Raw genomic sequence first — 17,375 nt, 5'->3', positions numbered from 1 at the left:
ACTGCCGATATAAAAAATCGGCATTCGTACTATCGGGTTTAGATGATTCCTGTTCTTGCTACTATGAGGGGTTTTCCTTCCAAAGGCCTAACCAGTTTAGCCCTTGGCGGAGCGGTACCCTGCAGGCCCGGAGGTACGACGGCCGAAGCGTACAAGCATAGCAAAGGAACAAACGATGTTTATTGTACAGTCCTTGCGCTCCTAAAACCATTTTTACAGAAAATAATTTAATTAGCGACATAACTTCCCGCGCCAATTGTATAAAAGGTTTTTTGGAAATGTACAGTTCTGTGCTTGTGGAGGACTGCAGCTTAACATAACGCAATGATAGGACTCTGTTGTAATATAAAGTCACAAAAAAGCCGACAATTACAAAAATGTCGGCTAATTTATTTATTCAGTATGGTGGATGCTGAAGCAAGTTCAGGATAAAGATTTTCCGTTACTCTTCTAAATAACCAAACCTGCCTTGGTTGTAATCTTCAATGGCCTGATGGATTTCGGCTTCAGTATTCATTAAAAATGGACCGTACTGAGCAACTGGTTCGTTGATTGGTTCTCCGCTCAAAACTAAAATTACACTGTTTTCTAAAGCTTCGATGTTAATTTCTGTGCCTTGGTTGCTGAAGTGGACAAAATCATCTGCTCCTGCGGTTTCCAGTCCGTTTATTTTAATCGAGCCTTCAATCACCATAAATCCGGTATTAAAATTCTCTGGGAAGTTAAAAGTAACTTCGCCACCTTTCTTTAGCCGGGCATTATAAACTTCTATAGGACTAAAAGTGTTTGCATTGCCTTTTATGCCCTTATAATTACCTGCAATAATTTCAATTTTTCCTCCGTCTGCTGGTAAATCAAAATGGGCCATATCTGCCTGCTTAATTGCCTGATATCTCGGTTTACCCATTTTATCCTTCGCAGGTAGATTAACCCAAAGTTGAACCATTTGAAACGGGCCGCCATTCAGGCTGTATTGTTCTTCGTGATATTCTTTGTGTAATATGCCGCTCGCGGCAGTCATCCATTGTACATCGCCAGGATAAATCACGCCACTGTTTCCAGAGCTATCGTGATGGGCAACCGCGCCGTGATAGGCAATCGTTACCGTTTCGAAGCCCCGATGGGGGTGAACACCAACGCCCCGTGGTTCTTTCCTTGCTGAAAATTCGATCTTTGAGCCATAATCCATCAGGAAAAAAGGACTCATATTGATTTGATATCCGCTTGGAAAAAAATTGTGTACCCTAAACCCATCACCAACCATATGTGGCGCCGGAGCTTTTAGCACTTTTTCTATTTGTTTTGTTTCCATTACCTTTTATAGTTAGATAAGGCATGGGGCTAAGCGCATAGTGCCGCCATACGCTTAGCTCTACGCGCTACGCTTGTTTCACAAACTGTAATTCGCCTAAAATGCGAACTTCTTCACTTACCATTACGCCACCAGTTTCTAATGCAGCATTCCAGGTTAAACCGAATTCAGAACGGTTAATTTTTCCACTTAAGGTAAAACCTGCTTTGGTATTTCCCCATGGATCGGTAGCAATGCCACCAAATTCTGCGGTTAATTTTACAGGTTTAGTTTCGCCTTTAATGGTTAAATCGCCTTTAACGATGTAGTCGCCGCCATCTTTTTCTATCGAACTGGATTTAAATTCGATGTGTGCAAATTTTTCTGCATCGAAAAAATCACCACTTTTTAAATGGTTATCGCGGTCAGTGTTTCCGGTATCGAGCGAGCCGATATCACCTTTGAAAGAAATCTCTGCATTTTCAAATTCATCACCTTCAGACAATAATTCTGCTGAAAAAGATTTTAAACTACCTGTTACAGTAGTAATCATTAAGTGTTTTACTTTAAATTGTAATTCGCTGTGGGTTGGATCTAATGTCCATTTTGTAGTTGCCATATCTTTTGTTTTTTGAGATGTTTAATATTAACAACACAAAAGTACAGCGCAGGTTTTTATTAGATATTGATGTATGGTAAGAAAGGGAAATAATTGAATGAGAGAAGGATAGAATGATGGAATGAGAGAATGATGGAATGAGAGAATGATGGAATGATAGAATTATAGAATGAGAGAAAGGTTGAAACGTTGAAAGGTGAGATTTGACAATGCCATTCACTCATTCAAAATTCAGTCATTCAATAACTCAGTCATTCACTAACTCATTCTAAGGTCTGAAATGTTTATTTGCAAGTTCCTTTCTCACGCGGCTAAGCGATTCGGGTGTAATGCCCAGATAGGATGCGATCATCCATTGTGGTACACGGAGTGTAAGGTTAGGGTAAAGTTTAATAAAATCAAGGTATCTTTCTTCCGCTGTTGCGCTTAATAACATGTTAATTCTTTTCTGCATAAAGCGGATCGAATTATTTAACAGTTTGATTTGCATGGGCTGTAAGCAAGGTACCTTTCTGGCTGCTTCTTCCATGAAATTATTAGGCATTAATACCGCTTCGGTTGTTTCAATAGCATCGATAAAGAATATCGATGGCTCATTATTCATGTTGTTACGATCAGAAACCAGCCAGTTTTCTGGGGCGAACTGAAGGATGTGTTCTTTACCTTTTGCATCAATCGAATAGGCACGCAACAAACCTTTGCCCACAAAATATCCGTGTTTGAAATTATCGCCGGTATATTGAACTATTTCGTTTTTCTCGAATTTTTTAATCTTTAAAACAGACGATATGCTTTCGAACTGTTCATCAGTGATCTCTATTTTTTCCTGTAAGTATTTTTGGAACTGATGAATCATAAAGATGGAATGTTATTTTTTTACGGGCTTAATATCGGAAAAATCTACACCACATTTGCAATTACCGCCACAACCATCTTTTTTTACCTGTAAAGATTTAAACACCAAACGGCCAACATATACCAGTGCTACCGCAAAAAGTAAAAAGACTAAAATCGTTTGAATATCCATGATACAAATATAAGGGCTTTTAGTGTTTTGGTGTTCAGGTGAATGTAAATATATTGGAGCATTATCAATAGTTAACCGCAAAGCGCGCAAAGCATTTCGCAAAGAAACGCTAAGTTTTACCACAGAGATAACCGAGTTTTACACGGAGTTAACAGAGCGGATTTTGAGGTGTTTTGCCACTGATTGACAGAATAAGCAAAGCGATTGTATCGTTGCGTTTTTTATTTAATACATTTTACCACCGAGATAACTGAGTTTTACACAGAGGACACAGAGGGGGGGTGAGATATTTTGCCACGGATTCACAGAAAACACGTAAGGATTGTATCGTTGTCTACTATTCTTTTTTCTTTAGCAGGTTTTTACCACAACAGAAAGCAAATTTTATACTGGGGTTATTTAGCATAGTTTTCCGTGCCGTCCGTGTTTCCGTGGCTGAATGATTATTGAGTTAATAATTGTTTATGTTCGTGGAGACACGAACATTGGCTTAAGAAAGATTACTCTTTGTGATCCTCTGTACCTCTTCTCTGTGCGCTCGGTGGTTGCCTTCGACTTCGCTCAGGCTGACAAAAGTATGTCTGCTTTGCGTCTTCCCTTTGCCCTCTTTGCGGTTATACGGAGAACTATTCCATAAAGCCTATTGTGCCACCAACCCAGTCAAAGTCGGCATTGTAACGGACACCGATCATTTTTCCTTTGCTTAACCTTGCCAAATTAATACAGAGATGAGGTTCACCACCATCGGGCCATAAGTACATCATCCTGATCTCGACCTTTACCCCACCATCAGGTGCCTGTACGGCCGGCTCGTAATTTACTTTTCTTTGTAAAATCCAGTTTTCAGGATCTTTGATGTTGGAAATGTCCGCTTCGGTTACATCAATAATAACGCCCATGCCGGCGAAGGAAAATAGCGGCTTTAATACATAGTTTTCTAAATCGCCGGGAATCGTTTTTACCTCATTTAAAAAACGTGTATCGGGTACAAATTCGCTTTTTAAAAACGGCATGGTGTATTTGCTGATCCGGTAAAACCAATTGGGATGTGTTACCCATTCGATATCCAGTTCGTCGCGCGGATCGAAACTGTTGTTAAAAATTTCGGCGTTATCTGCTACTTCGTCAAAAATTAAACGGTTATAAATTCTTTTCAACTGGATATTTTTGCCATCTTTTTCGTAAAAAAGCTGCTTGCCTACTTTTTTGATGTCTTCCAGTGCCAAAATCTTAATGCCCAATAATTTTTGGGTGACAAAAAAATCGATGGCTGTTTTTTGGTTAGGTGCATCCACATCCATCAAGGCCACTTCTTCTGGCTGATGTTTGCCAATAATCACTTCTTTAAGCAGCTTAATGTATTTTTCTTCGTTAAAACCGTTTAAAAAATAATTTACGGAAGAATCTATATCGAAATTCGTTTTAAAAGTTTTAGCCAAATGATGCTGAAAACCATATAACGAGGGGAAACCCTGCATTTCGATCAACATAGGGGTAAGTTCTCCATTTTTATCTTTACAAATGCCAAAATCGAAAGTTAAAAAGTGTGGCTGTTCATTTTCATTAGGTACGTTCCAGTCTGAAGGGATTGCTTTTTGAGTTAGCGCTTTAAAATTGGGTTGCTTAATCAGGTTTATAATTTCTTCTCCTGCTGCAATTAATTTTTCTTTTAAAGCTTTCGGAACAAAAACAGGTGTTTCTGCGACCCGGAAAGGAATTGAGGGATAACCCTGACTAAGCTCGTTTAAAAAGTTCTGATACTTTTCTGTAGTAAACTGTTGGTTGTATTTTTGGCGTTGAGAAGGTATCATAGGTTTTTGTGTTTGATTTCTGTTACCGAATCCGTCATTACAAAAGAGGATCGTCATTTCGACCGTAGTGGAGAAATCTATCGACGTTTATCATATACTTTTTTAATAGATTTCTCCATTCCGCTGCGCTCCAGTCGAAATGACGACTAAGCAAAATGACGGCCTTTTTTACACCGCTTGCAAATGCCCAATTGCTTTTTGTAAAAAGTTAGGTAAAATAACGCTTTGCGTAAGTACAATCCTTGCCGGGTCGTCTAAACTGTTTAACATATCCAGGTATTTTTGTTCGCCATGCATGTCAACAATTGCTTTTTTCTTTTCTTCCTGAAGTAAGTACATCTTCATACCCACCGGATCGGCTTCTGGATGGAACTGTGTGCCAATGATTTCATCCGAAAAGCGGATCGACATCATGCAGCGTTCAAGATCAACATGTTTACGTTCCTTTTCGATAGCTAACAGTTTTGCGCCTTTTTTCTCAAAAGCAGCAAAATCTGGTTCTATTACTTGCCAATCTCTGCTGTCGACAGAAAAGAAAGGGTTGGTGATGCCATTAAAAATTTCGTCTTTTTCTCCGTCTTCAGTCAAGGTAATCGGGAAAATCCCAAAAGCATTAGACCGTCTTTCGGTTACATTGCCCAACTCATATTTTCTACAAGCCAATTGAAAGGAATGGCAGATTAAAAAAGCATATTTTTTTCTTTCGTCGCTTTTTTGGTTAAAAACTTCAATCTGATCAAGCAGATTAAAGAAAGCATTTTCCCATTGTTCGCCTTTACTTTCAATTGGGCTCCCTGGTCCGCCGCTAGAAATATAAGCATCGTAACCAATGTCCGGGATTTCTCCTTTTTGCCTTAGATCAAAAATATCAAAGCTTAAATCAATATTATTTTCCTTTTTAAAACGGGATAAAACTTCCTGAATTCCCCGCATACCCTGATTAGGTGCGCCGTTATTCATGTCAATAACGGCTACCTTTAACGCTCTTTTATCCATTATAAAATTACTTTGCACCAATAAGTGTTTGAGTAGTAATATAATCTACCACTGCCTCAAAGCTACCAGTTTGCTGGTAAACAGCCAACTGTCTGTCTGCACCGGTGCCATGCTCCAGTATTTTATGCACATAACTAATATCTCCGCGGCAGCCCAAATCATCCACCACATCATCTACAAAATCCAATAATTCTAAAACGAGATTGCGGCAATTAACTTCCATTTCTTTACCAAAATCGATCAAATTGCCATCAATCCCATAACGTGCAGCCCGCCATTTGTTTTCGTTGATCAATGCTCTTGAATAACTGATAAATTCCATATTCTGCAAACGAAGTTTATACAGTTTAGCACATAATGCCTGAAATAATGCGGTAAAAGCCATGGTTTCATCAATCAGCATTGGGCAATCGCATATTCTGAATTCTACGGTATCAAAAAATGGGTGCACACGGATATCCCACCAAATCTTTTTGGCGTTATCCATGCAATTGGTTTTAATAAGCAGTTTTACATAATTATCGTAATCTTCAATGCTGTTAAAAATATCAGGGATGCCTGTACGTGGGAATTTGTCGAAAATTTTAGTCCTGAAAGATTTGTAACCTGTGTTCCGCGATTCCCAGAAAGGCGAATTGGTGGACAAGGCAAAAACATGCGGTAAAAAATACCTAACCTGATTGGCGATGTGAATGGCCAACTCGCGCGATTGAAATCCCACATGTACATGCAGCCCAAAAATAAGGTTAGAACGTGCGGCCTCCTGTAATTCGTTCACAATCTCGTTATAACGGGGATGTTCGGTAATTAACTGTTTTTCCCAGTGCGAGAAGGGATGTGTACCAGCAGCTCCAATCCTTAAGCCTTGTTCTCCGGCAAGCTGCGAAACGGTATAACGCAGTTGAGAAATCTCTTTGCGCGCTTCTGTGGTGGTTTTACAAATACCTGTTCCAACTTCTACTACTGCCTGGTGCATTTCTGCTTTAACCTGGTCTTTGTGAATCTTTTGGGCAGCTTCAACAATTTTTTGATCGTGGGAAGTAAGCTCTCTGGTAACGGGATCAATTACCATGTACTCTTCTTCTATGCCCAGCGTAAACTCATTCATGTTATATTGATTAGAATTTAAATCCCAATTATTTTTTTGCCGCTGCCTTTTTAGGCTTTGCAGGCGCTTTATCTGTTGTTGCAGTTTTAGCCTTTTCAGTAGCGGTAACTTTTTTTGGTGCGGCTACTTTAGCAACATTTGAGTTAGCTATTAATGGTTTACCACCAACTGACGATTTAATGTATTCGCCCCAGGTTAAATTGTCTTGTCCGTCTTTTTGTGCTTTAGCCCTTTCTATGGCATAATTGGCTGTGGTTTCTACAACCCAATCAAAATTCTCCTGACCAACACTTTTAATGTCTGCATCGGGGGCAGGGTTACAGAAATCGATTGCAATAGGCACTCCATCACGCACAGCGAATTCAACTGTATTGAAATCGTAGCCCAGGTATTTGCATAGCTTCAGGGTGTATTCTTCTACTGTTTTAAGTAATTTCGGATCGGGTGATTTACCTTCTGTTGCATAACGTAAATGATGTGGATTGCGTGGGTCGTACTGCATAATACGAACGTATTTGCCGCCTATGCAATAACACCTAAAGTATTCTTCGAAAATAATTTCTTCCTGCAAAAGCATTACCAGCTGTTGGGTGCCACTGTGTTTATCAAAAAAATCTTCTTTATCATGAAGTTTATAAACATCTCTCCAGCCACCACCATCGTAAGGTTTCATATAGGCGGGAAAACCAGTATACTCAAAAATGGCATCCCAATCTAAAGGCATGGTGAGGTTTGAAAACGATTCACCAGTGGTACCAGTAGGATGCTCTCTTGAAGGTATTAATGCTGTTTTGGGTACGGGTACACCAATCTGTTCGGCCAGCGCGTTATTGAAAAATTTTTCATCGGCACTCCACCAAAATGGGTTGTTGATTACGGCAGTTCCGGTAATGGCGGCATTTTTTAACGAGGCGCGGTAGAATGGTACATCCTGCGAAATACGGTCGATAATTACGGAATAACCTAATGGCACATTCTGAAATATTTTATCGATTTTAACAGCTTCGGCGGTAATGCCTTTTTCTGCTTTTTGATTAATTCTTTCGATTACGGCTTCAGGAAAAGAGCGCTCCTGTCCGAATAAAATCCCTATTTTTTTCATTGGTAAATTTTAAATTTTAATTGTTTAAGCATTATGGTTAATTGCTTAACTGGTTAATCGATTAATTGTTTGATGATTATATCCTAAATCGACTCGGGACTTAAGATTGCCGACTTTAGACTAAACTAAAGCTGTGCAATATAATTAGGAAACATTTCTCTCCAGATAGGCCAATCATGATCAGCATTTTGTCTGATATCTAACCAGTGGTCAATGCCCTTCTTGTTTAAAATATCCGATAGGCGCTCATTATCTGGTCTGCACATATCACGGTCTGTTGTACCCAACACAATTTTCATGTAATGCAGTTCTGGGTTGCTGTTGTTTAAAAGGTTATCTACAGGGTTATTGAAATAAACATCATCGTTGTAAAAGCCGTCAAGTTGGCCGGAGATATCGAAAGCGCCACTCATGCTGAACATATGGCTAACCAACCAGGGATGCCGGAAAGCGAAATTTGCTGCATGATAACCTCCAAAACTGCAGCCAGCTGTAATAATTTTACTATGTCCGGTTCCGTGCCTTGCCAAAGGCGCTACCTCTTCCAGTAAATACTTGTCGTACCAAATGTGGTTTTTGACCCTGTCGGCAGGATGGATACCTTTGTTGTACCAACTCAATTTGTCAACGCCATCAGGACAATAAATTTTGATTTTTCCTTCGTTGATAAATCCCTCAACAGAATCTATCAATTTGAAATCTTTAGTTTCAAAATATCGACCCATACTTGTTGGGAACAGTAGGACAGGTATACCACCGTGACCAAAGATGAGCATGTCGATTTCGCCGTTTAAATTCGGACTATACCATTTCTTATGTTCTTCTTTAACCATAATAAAAATTGAATGATTAAGGTATAAATTAAAATCTACAAAAGGAATTGTTTAAAGAGTAAAATAATACAAATTAAACGCTATTGTAAAAATTAACCCATGATAATTAATAGTTTACAGAGATTTGTACCTTTGCAGCCTAATTCTGAGGCAATAGCCACGTGATAGGGGATTTGATTATGATGTACACCACAATTTTATCGGTAAAAGTTAACACAAGCAACTTTAAAATACCCTCTGCTTACTTAAAGCATGAGGTAGAAATAGATATTTATACACCTGATGGTATTCTAGGGAATGAGAAAATAGAGCTTCTTTTATTAAATGACGGACAGGATGTGGCCAAAATGAATTTCCGCCGGATTTTGGAAGAAGCGCACCATGGTAAAAGAAACCATAGGTTAATTGTTGTGGCCATTAAGGCTTCGGAAGAACGACTGATGGAGTATGGTGTTGCTGGGGTTCCTGATTTTAAAGGCCGGGGTGCAAAGGCTGACTTATACACCGATTTTGTGATCAAGGAACTTTTACCTTTCGTTAAAAAGAAAATTGCGATGCCGATAACAGGCAAGGTAGGTTTTGCAGGATTTTCTTTGGGTGGCTTATCTGCGTTTGATATTGCCTGGAATAATCCTTCGGCTTTTGATGCTATCGGTGTTTTTTCGGGTGCATTCTGGTGGAGAAAAAAAGACCTGGCCGAGGGTTATACCGATGCCGACCGCATTATGCACCAGCAGCTGGAAAATACTTCTACCAAGCCGGATATGAAATTCTGGTTAATGACGGGAACAGAAGACGAAAAGGCCGACAGGAATAAAAATATGATCATCGATTCGATAGATGATACCATTGATGTTGTTAAAATCCTCCTGAATAAAGGTTACAAAAGACCAGAAAATGTTTTTTATTATGAAAAAGTTGGTGGCAAACACGATGTTCCAACCTGGGAAAGTGTAATGCCAGCCTTTTTGGACTGGGCGTTTGAGGTTTAGTGATAGAATCGATTAGTATGGTCGTCATTCCCGCGCATGCGGGAATCGTAATACAAGCGCTTTAAGATTCCCAATCGAGTTGGGAATGACGATCGTTCGCATGGCTATTTATACTTCAAAAAAATGCCGGTATCAAATATCGTCCATAAACAACTGCGTTGACCGCAGGATTTTAAAGCTGCATTTGCCCAGGTATTACAGGTTTTAAAAATGCTGTAACTCCCCTCTGCTTCATAAAACGCATCGCCAATATCATAATGGATGTTTGATTTCACATTGATCAAATGGCCTGCTGCATCTTTTTTGAAACTATTTAAGATATACTTAATAAGTTGTTTGTATTGCGAATGGCTAATCATAATTTTTTTGCAGCTGGCATCTTCCCGTATGTTTTTGTAATAAGTGGTGTGCATCGCCGATGTGCTTAATCCGGATATTGCCCTTAAGCCATTGCTTAATTTAAGGTCAGAAAATTCCGGCGTTTCGAGGTAGAATTTTTTATCACCCCAACCTATAGCCAGGAATTGATAAGTGCTATCGGCTTCAAGCGTATTTAGATAATTTATTTCTTTTGTCCAGTTGATCTGTTCGGTGACCGCAGGAACCACAATATCTGTATGTACGCCATTTGTCATAATATAAATGGCAATTTCTTTTGGGTTTATTGGATTGGCATTTACGGTAATACGTGAGCAGCAAAAAGCAGTGAGGAAGTAAATCCCAATCAATGCGATAAAAGCCATTAAAAATCTGCCTGTATATTTTAAAACCTTTTTATTCATTCTGATCTGTTTGTTACGATTAATACACCAGCGGCATTTTTGGTAACCCAATTTGCAGAATAATTTTGTCTATCGATTTTATTGATGGCAGTATCGAAAAACATGATTTTTTGCGGCTTTAAGTTATTCCTATCTTAACAGCATGATAAAAGGATTATTTGAAACACACATTTACGTAGAGAACTTAGAAAGATCGATCGAATTTTATAGCAATGTTTTAGGTTTAACACAATGCCATTATGAAGAAGAACGCAGAATTGCCTTTTTCTGGATCGGCAAACCCCGGGAAGCCATGTTGGGGATTTGGGAAAAACCAAAAGCCGAAATTGATATCAGGCATTTTGCATTCCGTTGTGAGATGGATGATGTGCTGAATAAATCAGTTCAATTTCTCGAATCTAAAGGCCTTCAGCCTTATAATTTTCTTAAAAGTGGAAATCACGAACCTATGGTTTTCGCCTGGATGCCGGCTTTAGCTATTTATTTTAACGATCCTGATGGGCATGCATTGGAGTTTATTGCCATTTTGGAAGGAGAAGCGAAGCCGGAACTGGGGGTGATTTCTTATTCGGAATGGATGAGCGCTAATTAAGGCTGATTAGCACTTGGTTTGAAAACATTAATAGTATGAGTAGCCGAGTGATTTAAACCCGATGGAAACGGCAGCTCCGAATTTTTTATGAGGACTATAGTGCACAGCGGGGCCGAAGCCAACCTAAGTGCTACTACAATTGCTTTTCTAATTAAAGATGAGATAATTACAACATTATCATAGCATTAAATAGCGAGCCATATAGTAGAAATACCATTTTTAAACACTATCTTTGCGCCAAATTTATAGGCGCATTTTATGCAAAAGATTAGAAATATAGCTATTATAGCACACGTTGACCACGGTAAAACCACTTTGGTTGATAAAATTTTACACTCTTGTTCTGTTTTTCGTGATAACGAACAAAAAGGAGAATTGATATTAGATAACAACGATTTAGAGCGTGAACGTGGGATCACTATCGTATCTAAAAACGTATCGGTACAATATAAAGACGTAAAAATTAACATTATCGATACACCTGGTCACGCGGATTTCGGCGGTGAGGTTGAGCGTGTATTAAAAATGGCTGATGGTGTACTTTTACTTTGCGATGCTTTTGAAGGTGCAATGCCTCAAACACGTTTCGTAACGCAAAAAGCTTTGGCATTAGGTTTAAAACCAATCGTGGTGGTAAACAAAGTGGATAAAGAAAACTGTCGCCCGGAAGAGGTTTATGAGCAGATTTTCGAATTGTTCTTTAACCTTGAGGCAACTGAAGATCAATTGGATTTCCCGGTAATCTATGGTTCATCTAAACAAGGATGGATGAGTACTGACTGGCAGAAACCAACTACAGATATTTTCGCATTGTTAGATGCGGTTGTGGCTAATATTCCACCTGCACCAATTAACGATGGAACTTTACAAATGCAAATTACTTCGTTAGATTATTCTTCTTTCGTAGGTCGTATTGCAATCGGTCGTGTTCACCGTGGTACAATTAAAGAAAACCAACCGGTTACTTTAATTAAACGTGATGGCAAAATCGTTAAAACAAGAGTTAAAGAACTTTACACTTTCGAAGGTTTAGGAAAAATCCGTACTCAGGAAGTTAGTTCTGGCGATATTTGTGCAGTTGTGGGTATTGATGGTTTTGATATTGGTGATACCATCGCTGATTTCGAGGCGCCAGAGCAATTACCAGTGATTAGCATTGATGAGCCAACAATGAATATGTTGTTCACCATTAACAACTCCCCATTCTTTGGTAAAGAAGGTAAATTAGTTACTTCTCAACGTATCAAAGATCGCTTGATGAAAGAAATGGAAAAAAATCTTGCACTTAAAGTTGTTGAAACCCAAGGCGCAGATTCATGGTTAGTTTATGGCCGTGGTATTCTCCATTTATCGGTATTAATCGAAACGATGCGTCGTGAAGGTTACGAGTTACAAGTTGGCCAGCCACAGGTTATCGTTAAAGAAATCGATGGTAAAAAACATGAGCCAATTGAAACTTTAATCGTTGATGTACCGGGTGAGGTTTCTGGTAAAGTAATTGAATTGGTAACCCAACGTAAAGGTGAGTTGCTGATTATGGAGCCAAAAGGGGATTTACAACATTTAGAATTCGAAATTCCGTCTCGTGGTATTATCGGTTTACGTAACAACGTATTAACTGCTACTGCTGGTGAAGCGATTATGGCTCACCGTTTTAAAGCTTACGAGCCTTGGAAAGGTGTAATTCCTGGTCGCTTGAATGGCGTTTTAATCTCTATGGATAAAGGTATGACTACTGCTTATTCTATTGATAAATTACAGGATAGAGGTCGTTTCTTTGTAGATCCAGGAACTGATATTTACGAAGGTCAGATTTTAGGAGAGCACATCCGCGATAACGATTTAGTTATTAACATCGTTAAAGGAAAAGCATTAACCAACATGCGTGCTTCTGGTACAGATGATAATGCTCGTATCGCACCTGCAATTAAATTCTCGTTGGAAGAGGCTATGGAATATATCCAGGCTGATGAGTATATCGAAGTTACGCCGCAAAGCATGCGTTTACGTAAAATTCTTTTAACAGAGCAGCAACGTAAAAATAACGGTAGATAGTACACTTAACCCCTAAATCCCCTAAAGGGGCATTTACAATATAGCTTACTAAAGCCTCGATGTAAATCGGGGCTTTTTTGCGTTTTACCAATTAGTATTAATAATAGAGCATAATAAATTGCTGTCTGTTTTACCACCTGAGGCATCTAAGAACATCTGAGCTGGGTGTCTATTTCTAGTGTGAACTAAGATGGCTTAGGTGGTCAGAAATAGAAAAACAAGTTTGCTTTTTGTTTAATCAAGTCTAGGGCGAATTTAGGAGGTGTAAAAATAATTAGGAAAGCAATTTGAATACCTTTTTTAAAGTCAGTCCTTCTTTTCGCTAAATCCCCGATGAAACCTGTGAAACAAGCAAGCACATCATAAAAAAACAAAAAATAGTGCTTAAATCGGGGGTACCGCTGCAATAAGGTTTAGAATCGTCAGGTCTGTGCTCATAGGTTTAACAGTCATTCGCATAGTGTATGGGCCTTTTTTATTTGGAAGAACGGAACTTGAGTTGCATAGTTTGCCAATTGATTTTTAATCATATCTGCCATTTTCTGTCAGCATTTTTTCATAAAACTTATGGGAATAAAAAACTAACAATCGGATGGCAATTAATTTTGCCCTCAGCTTTAATTTTGTGTCTTTCCAAGCAAACTAATCGTTCCCATCATGATTAATAAAGGGTTATCCAAAATGGGTATATTTTTATTAAATATGCTCTCGCTGTTTCCGCTATTTATTTTATATAGATTGGCAGATGTATTTTATGTGTTAATTTTTTATGTTTTTGGCTACCGTAGAAAAGTGGTTAAAGAAAATCTGGTTAATGCTTTTCCAGAGAAAACCACCGCTGAACTTTATGCTATAGAAAAACGGTTCTATAAATTTTTGGCTTCACTTTTTATCGAAGTGATCAAAATGAAAAGCATTTCTGAAAAGGAATTAAATAAAAGGGTAAAATTTAAAAATACCGATCTGGTAGAAGCTTATCTTAAAAATAACGAAAGCGTAATTTTCTGTTCATCACATTATGGCAATTATGAATGGGTATGCATGGCTATTGGTTTAAACTTTTCTGGCAGACATTACCCAATTTATAAACCATTGAGTAGTGAAGCTTTTGACAATTGGTTCCTGAACATGAGAAGTAAATTCGGTAACAATATGGTGTCGATGCGTCAAACTTTGAGGGCTATTCAATCGAGTAAAAATGAGGCGACCATGTTTACTTTTGGAAGTGACCAGGCTCCTTCAAAAGATGAATCAAACTACTGGACCATGTTTTTAAACCAGGAATCGTCGATCCAATTGGGTGTAGAAAAAATTGCTAAAAAAACCAATCGTCCTGTTTTTTACCTAAAGATAAATCATTTAAAAAGGGGCTATTACGAAGTAGACTGTGTTCCGATCTGTTTAAATCCTGATGAAACTGCTGAATTTGAAATCACTGAAATGCATACCCACTTTTTGGAAGATATGATCAAAGAAGCGCCGGCTTATTGGTTGTGGAGTCACCGAAGGTGGAAATATAAACCAGTGCCGAAAGTTTCGAAAGTTACTGCCGAAGATCAGATTATAATGGATACAATGGCTTAAGGCATTACTTTGTTTTAAGTGATATCTAATATTGTACAGCATAATTTTTAAATATTTTATATTTGAGAACATAAATGCTGCTGATGAAAATCTTCAAAAAAACACTCTTAATCCTGATATATTCCTTCTTTTTATTGCTTTTTATGCTCCTGCTCTGGAAACCATACCTCAGAAGGGTATTAAGATATAGAACGCCTAGTGCCGAAACTTATAAAATTTTTCCGCAGGAAGTTTCACATAAAAGTGATTCGGCTTTTCATTTTATCAGACCTATAAAACAAAGGAATGATCTGGATACACTTCATGTATTAGATGGAAATAACCGATCCATTTCCTTAAAAGACTATTTAAAAAATGGACAGGTCAATGTTTTTATCGTAATTAGGAATGATAGTGTTTTATATGAACGATATGATAAGGGTTATAGTGATAGTACATTAAAGAGTATATTCTCGGGAGCTAAGAGTATGATTTCTATTGCTATCGGTCAGGCATTGGCAGATCATAGTATTAAGAGCTTAGATGATAAAGTAACACAATACATTCCTGAATTAAAATCGAACCCTGCCTTTGCGCAAATTACTTTAAAAAATCTTCTGGAGATGAAATCGGGACTTGAATTTCAGGATGCGTTGGGTGGGATTGTAAAGGCATTTTTCTCTGATGAAGCCAAATATTATTATACTGATGATATGAAAGCGCAGTTGATGAAAGTTAAACTGGTAAATAAGCCCGGTACGGTTTGGGTATACAAAAGTATCGATCCGATTTTATTGGGTTGGGTTTTAAAAAAGGCAACGGGTAAATCGGTGGCGCAGTATTTTGAAGCCAAGGTGTGGAAGCAGATTGGTACGCAATATAACGCCACCTGGGGATTAGATCAGGTAAACGGTTTAACCAATACTGCCAGCCGTTTTCAGGTAACGGCGATTGATTTTGCTAAAATCGGGCGTTTATATTTGAATAAAGGGAAATATCATGGAAAGCAGATTGTTCCTGAAGATTGGGTAAATCAATCCGTTAACATTGGTGCTGAAAAACCAGCATCTGCAAAAGGCTGGCAAAAATCAGCTCATCATTACCTTTGGTGGATTCCGCAGGAAGGGGACAAGGGAGATTATGCTGCTGAAGGTATGCTGGGACAAAGGCTGTATATTGATCCGAAAACGAATACTATTATTGTGCAATTCGCCGATCATGGAGCAGGTAATTATCCTTATCGTAAAATCAGCAGGTATCTGAGTAGATTCCCATTCAGTTATCCGAAGGGTTAATAACCACTGAGAACACCGAGTTTTCAAAGAGAAAGAATGAGTTAAGCAGACTATTCGTTCGCTACGGACTCAGGAATAGATAATATTTCCGTGTGTTCCGTGCTTTCGTGGCCAATATATTATTTCACATTTAAACATTCTCTGTTTTCTCTGTGATATTTCTTCGTGAACTTTGTGGTAAAAAAATATATACATATTTCCATAAAACAGTACATTGCCTCTGCATGGAAAACAACGATGTAAAAATTTCAAAAAAGAAGCCGATTTTTCCGGTTACACCTGCTTTGCAGAAATATTTGCGCACTTATCAGCGCGAGGCCAAATTGCCCATCGGTTATAATGATCTGATGCAGTTTAACGAGGCTTTTCCTTTAATGGATAAGTTTGGTAAAGACTCGCTTTGGGAAGGACCGATTTATGCGCAGGATCTAATTGAAAGATTGCACGATGGTTTGAAAGAAATTTATGCAAATCTTAAAGCATCGGGTAACCTGCGTATTGTTGAACATAAATACATCGATAAAATAGAGTATTGCACTTTTGGCAATACCCATCCTTTCCGTATCCGGATTGTAAACCGTTTGAATGATGTTTATGATTACTTCTACATTAAAAAAGCGGATGCCTCTCGGATTTACGGTTTAGAGATGGAAGAAATCCTGTCACCAAATCAGGTAAATTACCTGGTAGATGGCAATACCTTGGTAGAAGAGCATATTGCCGGGATTCCAGGAGATGTTTTTACAAAAGGACAGTTGTATACTCCAGAGTTTAACCCAACCCGTATTGCAAAAGAGTTTGTGAAGTTTAATGAGCGCTGTTTGATTATGCTTTTGGGCGACATGCGTGCTTATAATTTTGTAGTACAAATTACACCAGATTTTGATGATATCCAGTTCCGTATCCGCGCTATAGATTTTGATCAGCAGTTTTACGAAGGCAACCTGAAGGTTTATTTGCCCCAGTTTTTTAAAGAGAACCTGCCTTATGTAAAAATGAGCATGGAGCAATTGACGGAGAAAACTGTATTGCAATATCAGCAGGAAGAACGCTCGTCTATTGTGCACCGGGTGAGGAGCGAGCGACATCGATTAACTGATCTCCGCGACGTTTCGAACAAAGAAGAACTCACCACACCGGAAAATATCGCTTTGCTAAAACAGGGCATGAGCGATTATTTTAAGGATACGAATTATCTGCGCTGTAAAACCATGACCGATATTATTGAACTGAATATTAAAAATATCATCAGGCAGGTAAAGCTTTAAGAAATAATTGGTTAAATTACCTCTCAAAATCAAACCTTTAT

General features: G+C 38.4%; 16 protein-coding genes. 6 read left to right on the top strand and 10 right to left on the bottom strand.

Annotated elements, in window-relative coordinates; translation table 11 throughout:
* Window positions 1-442 precede the first annotated feature (442 nt).
* From KYH19_RS18045 to KYH19_RS18005, 9 genes are all read right to left on the bottom strand, one after another.
* Window positions 443-1,312, bottom strand: coding sequence for a pirin family protein (locus KYH19_RS18045; RefSeq protein WP_219076115.1), 870 nt, complete (start codon window positions 1,310-1,312; stop codon window positions 443-445).
* Window positions 1,313-1,379: 67 nt separating this feature from the next.
* The gene (locus tag KYH19_RS18040) at window positions 1,380-1,910 is read right to left on the bottom strand and encodes a YceI family protein (protein WP_219076114.1); all 531 of its coding nucleotides are present in this window, start codon (window positions 1,908-1,910) and stop codon (window positions 1,380-1,382) included.
* A gap of 268 nt (window positions 1,911-2,178) precedes the next feature.
* Window positions 2,179-2,766 carry a Crp/Fnr family transcriptional regulator gene (locus tag KYH19_RS18035; protein ID WP_121284261.1) on the bottom strand — a complete coding sequence of 196 codons (588 nt, stop codon included), beginning with the start codon at window positions 2,764-2,766 and terminating at the stop codon, window positions 2,179-2,181.
* Window positions 2,767-2,778: 12 nt separating this feature from the next.
* Window positions 2,779-3,060: a FeoB-associated Cys-rich membrane protein gene (locus tag KYH19_RS24410; protein WP_370630252.1), complete on the bottom strand. Its 282-nt coding sequence runs from the start codon at window positions 3,058-3,060 to the stop codon at window positions 2,779-2,781.
* 503 nt (window positions 3,061-3,563) lie between these two features.
* Window positions 3,564-4,748: a hypothetical protein gene (locus KYH19_RS18025; protein WP_219076113.1), complete on the bottom strand. Its 1,185-nt coding sequence runs from the start codon at window positions 4,746-4,748 to the stop codon at window positions 3,564-3,566.
* A gap of 168 nt (window positions 4,749-4,916) precedes the next feature.
* Complete coding sequence (locus KYH19_RS18020; RefSeq protein ID WP_219076112.1) at window positions 4,917-5,744, bottom strand: type 1 glutamine amidotransferase; 828 nt, start codon at window positions 5,742-5,744, stop codon at window positions 4,917-4,919.
* 7 nt (window positions 5,745-5,751) lie between these two features.
* Window positions 5,752-6,852, bottom strand: a complete 1,101-nt coding sequence (locus KYH19_RS18015; RefSeq protein ID WP_219076111.1) for a carboxylate-amine ligase — start codon at window positions 6,850-6,852, stop codon at window positions 5,752-5,754.
* 28 nt (window positions 6,853-6,880) lie between these two features.
* Window positions 6,881-7,954 (bottom strand): RimK family alpha-L-glutamate ligase, encoded by a 1,074-nt coding sequence (locus KYH19_RS18010; RefSeq protein WP_255562459.1) that lies wholly within the window; start codon window positions 7,952-7,954, stop codon window positions 6,881-6,883.
* A 125-nt stretch (window positions 7,955-8,079) separates the two neighbouring features.
* Window positions 8,080-8,787, bottom strand: coding sequence for an esterase family protein (locus KYH19_RS18005; RefSeq protein WP_219076110.1), 708 nt, complete (start codon window positions 8,785-8,787; stop codon window positions 8,080-8,082).
* Window positions 8,788-8,966: 179 nt separating this feature from the next.
* On the opposite strand from KYH19_RS18005, the gene KYH19_RS18000 reads away from it, so the two are divergent.
* Window positions 8,967-9,779, top strand: coding sequence for an esterase family protein (locus KYH19_RS18000; RefSeq protein ID WP_132398895.1), 813 nt, complete (start codon window positions 8,967-8,969; stop codon window positions 9,777-9,779).
* A 104-nt stretch (window positions 9,780-9,883) separates the two neighbouring features.
* On the opposite strand, the gene KYH19_RS17995 is transcribed toward KYH19_RS18000, so the two are convergent.
* Complete coding sequence (locus tag KYH19_RS17995; RefSeq protein ID WP_132398897.1) at window positions 9,884-10,561, bottom strand: TIGR02117 family protein; 678 nt, start codon at window positions 10,559-10,561, stop codon at window positions 9,884-9,886.
* A gap of 142 nt (window positions 10,562-10,703) precedes the next feature.
* Here KYH19_RS17995 and KYH19_RS17990 point away from each other — a divergent pair, with 142 nt between their 5' ends.
* From KYH19_RS17990 to KYH19_RS17970, 5 genes are all read left to right on the top strand, one after another.
* On the top strand, window positions 10,704-11,153 hold the full coding sequence (locus KYH19_RS17990; RefSeq protein WP_132398899.1) for a VOC family protein: 450 nt from the start codon (window positions 10,704-10,706) through the stop codon (window positions 11,151-11,153).
* 258 nt (window positions 11,154-11,411) lie between these two features.
* Window positions 11,412-13,208 carry a translational GTPase TypA gene (gene typA, locus KYH19_RS17985; protein WP_121284249.1) on the top strand — a complete coding sequence of 599 codons (1,797 nt, stop codon included), beginning with the start codon at window positions 11,412-11,414 and terminating at the stop codon, window positions 13,206-13,208.
* 657 nt (window positions 13,209-13,865) lie between these two features.
* Window positions 13,866-14,792, top strand: a complete 927-nt coding sequence (locus KYH19_RS17980) for a lysophospholipid acyltransferase family protein (protein ID WP_132398901.1) — start codon at window positions 13,866-13,868, stop codon at window positions 14,790-14,792.
* A gap of 83 nt (window positions 14,793-14,875) precedes the next feature.
* On the top strand, window positions 14,876-16,066 hold the full coding sequence (locus KYH19_RS17975) for a serine hydrolase (RefSeq protein ID WP_165902652.1): 1,191 nt from the start codon (window positions 14,876-14,878) through the stop codon (window positions 16,064-16,066).
* 224 nt (window positions 16,067-16,290) lie between these two features.
* Window positions 16,291-17,334, top strand: coding sequence for a hypothetical protein (locus KYH19_RS17970; RefSeq protein WP_132398905.1), 1,044 nt, complete (start codon window positions 16,291-16,293; stop codon window positions 17,332-17,334).
* The last annotated feature ends 41 nt before the right edge of the window (window positions 17,335-17,375 follow it).

It is taken from the genome of Pedobacter sp. D749 (genome assembly GCF_019317285.1).
GTDB lineage: Bacteria > Bacteroidota > Bacteroidia > Sphingobacteriales > Sphingobacteriaceae > Pedobacter.
The sequence above is the reverse complement of the archived record's forward strand: the minus strand, read 5'-3'. Positions and strand labels throughout refer to the sequence as shown.

Excerpts from the sequence above, each read along its gene's own strand:
- KYH19_RS18045 (WP_219076115.1), bottom strand. The coding sequence starts at position 1,312 with ATGGAAACAAAACAAATAGAAAAAGTGCTAAAAGCTCCGGCGCCACAT.
- KYH19_RS18040 (WP_219076114.1), bottom strand. The coding sequence starts at position 1,910 with ATGGCAACTACAAAATGGACATTAGATCCAACCCACAGCGAATTACAA.
- KYH19_RS18035 (WP_121284261.1), bottom strand. The coding sequence starts at position 2,766 with ATGATTCATCAGTTCCAAAAATACTTACAGGAAAAAATAGAGATCACT.
- KYH19_RS18025 (WP_219076113.1), bottom strand. The coding sequence starts at position 4,748 with ATGATACCTTCTCAACGCCAAAAATACAACCAACAGTTTACTACAGAA.
- KYH19_RS18020 (WP_219076112.1), bottom strand. The coding sequence starts at position 5,744 with ATGGATAAAAGAGCGTTAAAGGTAGCCGTTATTGACATGAATAACGGC.
- KYH19_RS18015 (WP_219076111.1), bottom strand. The coding sequence starts at position 6,852 with ATGAATGAGTTTACGCTGGGCATAGAAGAAGAGTACATGGTAATTGAT.
- KYH19_RS18010 (WP_255562459.1), bottom strand. The coding sequence starts at position 7,954 with ATGAAAAAAATAGGGATTTTATTCGGACAGGAGCGCTCTTTTCCTGAA.
- KYH19_RS18005 (WP_219076110.1), bottom strand. The coding sequence starts at position 8,787 with ATGGTTAAAGAAGAACATAAGAAATGGTATAGTCCGAATTTAAACGGC.
- KYH19_RS18000 (WP_132398895.1), top strand. The coding sequence starts at position 8,967 with ATGATGTACACCACAATTTTATCGGTAAAAGTTAACACAAGCAACTTT.
- KYH19_RS17995 (WP_132398897.1), bottom strand. The coding sequence starts at position 10,561 with ATGAATAAAAAGGTTTTAAAATATACAGGCAGATTTTTAATGGCTTTT.
- KYH19_RS17990 (WP_132398899.1), top strand. The coding sequence starts at position 10,704 with ATGATAAAAGGATTATTTGAAACACACATTTACGTAGAGAACTTAGAA.
- typA (WP_121284249.1), top strand. The coding sequence starts at position 11,412 with ATGCAAAAGATTAGAAATATAGCTATTATAGCACACGTTGACCACGGT.
- KYH19_RS17980 (WP_132398901.1), top strand. The coding sequence starts at position 13,866 with ATGATTAATAAAGGGTTATCCAAAATGGGTATATTTTTATTAAATATG.
- KYH19_RS17975 (WP_165902652.1), top strand. The coding sequence starts at position 14,876 with ATGAAAATCTTCAAAAAAACACTCTTAATCCTGATATATTCCTTCTTT.
- KYH19_RS17970 (WP_132398905.1), top strand. The coding sequence starts at position 16,291 with ATGGAAAACAACGATGTAAAAATTTCAAAAAAGAAGCCGATTTTTCCG.